Consider the following 4959-nt stretch of genomic DNA (forward strand, 5'->3'; position numbering starts at 1 on the left):
GAGAAGTACCAACTCAGGCCCCGCGACTGGGAGTCCGCCGAACGCGAGGGCCGCAGCATCGCCCCCCTCATCACCCGCCTCAACACCGTCCGACGCCGGCACCCCGCGCTACAGCGCCTGCGGAATCTGCGTTTCCACCCGACCGACAACGACGCCGTGCTCGCCTACAGCAAGCGCACGGGGACGGACACGGTCATCGTGGTCGTCAACCTCGACCCGCATCACACCCAGGAGGCCACGGTCTCGTTGGACATGCCGCAACTCGGCCTGGACTGGGACGCCGCCCTGTCCGTACACGACGAACTGACGGGCGAGACGTTCCTCTGGGGCAGGACCAACTACGTGCGTCTCACGCCCGGCAGCGCGCCGGCGCACGTGCTCCACGTCGGGCGATCGACGCCCCAGATCGGAGGGCCCGCAGCGTCATGACCGTCAACGAACCCGTACCCGACACGTTCGAGGACACGCCCGCCAAGGACCGCGACCCGGACTGGTTCAAACGCGCCGTCTTCTACGAGGTCCTGGTCCGCTCCTTCCAGGACAGCAACGGCGACGGCATCGGCGACCTGAAGGGCCTGACCGCCAAGCTCGACTATCTGCAATGGCTCGGCGTGGACTGCCTGTGGCTCCCGCCGTTCTTCAAGTCACCGCTGCGGGACGGCGGTTACGACGTCTCGGACTACACGTCCGTCCTGCCCGAGTTCGGCGACCTCGCCGACTTCGTGGAATTCGTGGACGCCGCCCACCAGCGCGGCATGCGCGTCATCATCGACTTCGTCATGAACCACACCAGCGACCAGCACCCGTGGTTCCAGGAGTCCCGCAAGAATCCCGACGGCCCCTACGGCGACTATTACATGTGGGCGGACGACGACCGGCAGTACGAGGACGCCCGGATCATCTTCGTCGACACCGAGGCCTCCAACTGGACCTTCGACCCGGTGCGCGGCCAGTACTACTTCCACCGCTTCTTCTCGCACCAGCCGGACCTGAACTACGAGAACCCCGCCGTGCAGGAGGAGGTCCTGGCGGCCCTGAAGTTCTGGCTCGACCTCGGCATCGACGGATTCCGGCTCGACGCGGTCCCCTATCTCTACGCCGAGGAGGGCACCAACTGCGAGAACCTGCCCGCCACGCACACCTTCCTCAAGCGCGTGCGCCGGGAGATCGACGCGATGTACCCGGACACGGTGCTGCTGGCGGAGGCCAACCAGTGGCCCGAGGACGTGGTCGACTACTTCGGCGACTACGGCACCGGCGGCGACGAGTGCCACATGGCCTTCCACTTCCCCGTCATGCCACGCATCTTCATGGCCGTACGCCGCGAATCGCGCTACCCGGTCTCCGAGATCCTCGCCAAGACCCCCGCGATCCCGTCGAAATGCCAGTGGGGCATCTTCCTGCGCAACCACGACGAGCTCACCCTCGAAATGGTCACCGACGAAGAACGCGACTACATGTGGGCCGAATACGCCAAGGACCCCCGCATGCGCGCCAACATCGGCATCCGCCGCCGCCTCGCCCCCCTGCTCGACAACGACCGCAACCAGATCGAGCTGTTCACCGCCCTGCTGCTCTCCCTGCCCGGCTCACCGATCCTCTACTACGGCGACGAGATCGGCATGGGCGACAACATCTGGCTCGGCGACCGCGACGCCGTCCGCACCCCCATGCAGTGGACCCCCGACCGCAACGCCGGCTTCTCCAGGTCCGATCCGGGGCGCCTGTACCTGCCGACGATCATGGACCCGGTCTACGGCTACCAGGTCACCAACGTCGAGGCCTCCATGTCCTCGCCGTCGTCGCTGCTGCACTGGACCCGGCGCATGATCGAGATCCGCAAGCAGAACCCCGCCTTCGGACTCGGGTCGTACAACGAGCTGCAGTCCTCCAACCCGGCGGTGCTCGCCTTCCTGCGCGAGTACGGCGACGACCTCGTCCTGTGCGTGCACAACTTCTCCCGCTTCGCCCAGCCGACCGAACTCGACCTGCGCGCCTACGACGGCCGGCATCCGGTCGAGCTGATCGGCGGGGTGCGGTTCCCCGCCATCGGTGAACTGCCGTACCTGCTCACCCTGCAGGGCCACGGCTTCTACTGGTTCCGGCTCACCCGGGTCGCATCCCGCATCGGCAGCCACTGAACGCCCGGCGCCGAGGAAAGGACGCGCGTCATGCCGAAGACCATCACTGTCGGACCGGTAGCCGCGACCGGCCGGGGCGGGCCGCTGGCCTCGCTGGGCGGGCTGCTGCGCGAGTGGCTGCCGAGGCAGCGCTGGTTCGCGGGCAAGGACCGGCCCGTCACGGATCTGTCGGTGCTGCACGTGACCGAGCTGTTCCCCGGGTGTCTGCATCTGCTGGTACACGCCTCGCACGCGCCGGTGCCCACGCCCGGCGGCACTCCCCCGCCCGGCGACTGCTACCAGCTGCTGCTGACCTTGCGCGAGCAGCTCGCCCCGCGGCTGGAACGGGCGTTCCTCGGCCGCGCCGAGCAGGGACCTTTCGCCGGGCTCGCGGTGTACGACGCGCTGCACGACCCGCGCTCGGCGCATCTGCTGCTGGAGCGGCTGCGGCACCCGGGCGCGGCGGGCCCGCTGCGGTTCGAGGCGGATCCGGCTGTCCAGGTGCCCGGCGGGCTGCCGCCGCGGCTGCTGGACGCCGAGCAGTCCAACACCTCGCTCGTGTACGGCGACGCGTACATCCTGAAGGTCTTCCGGCGCATCCAGCCGGGCGTCAATCCGGACCTGGAGGTGTCGGCCGCGCTGGCCGCGCAGGGGTGCACCCGGGTGCCGGCGCCGGTGGCCTGGTTCGGCACGAGCGCACCGCGGCCGGCGACGCTCGGGGTGCTCCAGCCGTTCCTGCCGGACGCGACCGACGGCTGGACGCTGGCGCTGCGCGCGCTCGCCGCGGGCGACGACTTCACGGCCGAGGCCTGGGAGCTGGGCCGGGCGATGGCCGAGGTGCATCTGGCGCTGGCCGAGGCGTTCGGTGCGGCCGGGCCGGGTGAGAACGGCCGTACGGCGCGGGCGATGTCCGCGCGGCTGGACGCGGCCGCGCACGCCGTATCGGGGCTGCGGCCGTTCGTGCCGGGGCTCAGGGCCGCGTTCGGGGCGCTCGCCACGTGCGACGCCGGGCCGCCCGCGCAGCGGGTGCACGGCGATCTGCATCTCGGGCAGGTGCTGCGGGCCGGCCGCGACTGGTTCGTCATCGACTTCGAGGGCGAGCCGTCCCGGCCGCTCGCCGAGCGCAGGGCCCCGCAGTCCCCGGTGCGGGACGTGGCGGGGATGCTGCGCTCCTTCGACTACGCGGCCCGGCAGCGCCGCCCCTGGCGACCCGAATGGGCGCGCCGCTGCCGGGAGGCGTTCTGCGCGGGCTACGCGGCCCGCGCGGGCTGGGATCCACGCAAGAAGCACGCGCTGCTGCGCGCGCACGAGACGGACAGGGCGGTCTACGAGGTGCTGTACGAGGCGAGACACCGGCCGGACTGGCTGCCGGTACCGATGGCGGCGATCAAACGGCTCGCCGTGTGGGGAGGCTGACGGCATGGCTCTGCGCGACACCTCGCTCCCCGAGGCCGCCGGTCCCGCACCGGTCACGGCCGTCCCCCTGGACCCGGCCGAGCGCGGCCGGCTCCTCGGCGGCGCCCATCACGATCCGCACGCCCTGCTGGGCGCACATCCGGTGCCGGGCGGCACCCTGTTCCGGACGCTGCGGCCGAACGCCCGCGCGGTGAGCGTCGTGACCGGCGGCACGCGCCATCCGCTGGTGTCGGAGGGCGGCGGCCTGTTCGCGGCCGTGCTGCCGCTTCCGAGGGTGCCGAAGTCGTACACGCTGCTGGTGGTGTACGACGACACCGAGCAGGAGGTGCACGATCCGTACCGCTTCCTGCCCGCGCTCGGCGAGCTGGACCTCCATCTGATCCGGGAGGGCCGGCACGAGCAGCTGTGGCAGGCGCTCGGCGCCGAGCCGATGACGCACCAGGGCGTGGCCGGCACCCGCTTCACGGTGTGGGCGCCGAACGCCCAGGGGGTGCGGGTGGCCGGGGACTTCACGTACTGGGACGGCACCCAGTACCCGATGCGCTCGCTCGGCGCGTCCGGGGTGTGGGAGCTGTTCCTGCCCGGGATCGGCGAGGGCGCCCGGTACAAGTTCGAGATCACCTCCCGGCGCGGCGACCGGTTCCTCAAGGCCGACCCGATGGCCCGGTGCACCGAGGTGCCGCCCGACACGGCGTCGGTCGTCGCGGTGTCCCGGCACGAGTGGGACGACGCGGAGTGGATGGCCCACCGGGGTGACACGCCCGTGCACCAGGCGCCGTTCTCGGTGTACGAGGTGCATCTGCCCTCCTGGCGACCCGGATTGACGTATCGTCAGCTCGCAGACGAACTTCCCTCGTATGTCAAGGAGTTGGGCTTCACGCATGTGGAGCTGATGCCGGTCGCCGGGCATCCCTTCAGCGGGTCCTGGGGATACCAGGTCACCTCCTACTACGCGCCGACGCCCCGGCTGGGCTCGGCGGACGACTTCAAGTTCCTGGTGGACGCGCTGCACCGGGCCGGGCTCGGCGTGATCATGGACTGGGTGCCGGCGCACTTCCCGAAGGACGACTGGGCGCTGGCCAGGTTCGACGGGGAGCCGCTGTACGAGCCCGGGGACTGGCGGCGGGCCGAGCATCCGGACTGGGGGACCTACGAGTTCGACTTCGGCCGGACCGAGGTGCGCAACTTCCTCGTGGCCAACGCCGTGTACTGGTGCCAGGAGTTCCACATCGACGGGCTGCGCGTGGACGCCGTCGCGTCGATGCTGTACCTCGACTACTCGCGGGACTCCGGGCAGTGGCAGCCGAACGTCTTCGGCGGGCGGGAGGACCTGGACGCGGTGGCCTTCCTCCAGGAGATGAACGCGACCGTGTACCGGCGCTGCCCGGGGGTCGTCACCATCGCCGAGGAGTCCACGGCCTGG

Annotated in this window: 4 protein-coding genes; all 4 read left to right on the forward strand. The window is 70.8% G+C overall.

Annotated features, from left to right (window positions below; translation table 11 throughout):
- Positions 1 to 429 (forward strand): alpha-glucosidase C-terminal domain-containing protein (locus ACFC8N_RS48610; protein ID WP_356040727.1); only part of this gene is annotated, 429 nt, incomplete at its 5' end.
- The gene (treS, locus tag ACFC8N_RS48615; RefSeq protein ID WP_376296074.1) at positions 426 to 2141 is read left to right on the forward strand and encodes a maltose alpha-D-glucosyltransferase; all 1716 of its coding nucleotides are present in this window, start codon (positions 426 to 428) and stop codon (positions 2139 to 2141) included. The genes ACFC8N_RS48610 and treS, both read left to right, overlap by 4 nt.
- A 30-nt stretch (positions 2142 to 2171) precedes the next feature.
- On the forward strand, positions 2172 to 3536 hold the full coding sequence (locus ACFC8N_RS48620) for a maltokinase (RefSeq protein WP_356036552.1): 1365 nt from the start codon (positions 2172 to 2174) through the stop codon (positions 3534 to 3536).
- 4 nt (positions 3537 to 3540) lie between these two features.
- Positions 3541 to 4959: 1,4-alpha-glucan branching enzyme (glgB, locus tag ACFC8N_RS48625; protein WP_376296075.1), on the forward strand; the 1419-nt coding region annotated here is incomplete at its 3' end.

Origin of the sequence: Streptomyces sp. NPDC055966 (assembly GCF_042269865.1) — a bacterium.
Taxonomy (GTDB): domain Bacteria; phylum Actinomycetota; class Actinomycetes; order Streptomycetales; family Streptomycetaceae; genus Streptomyces.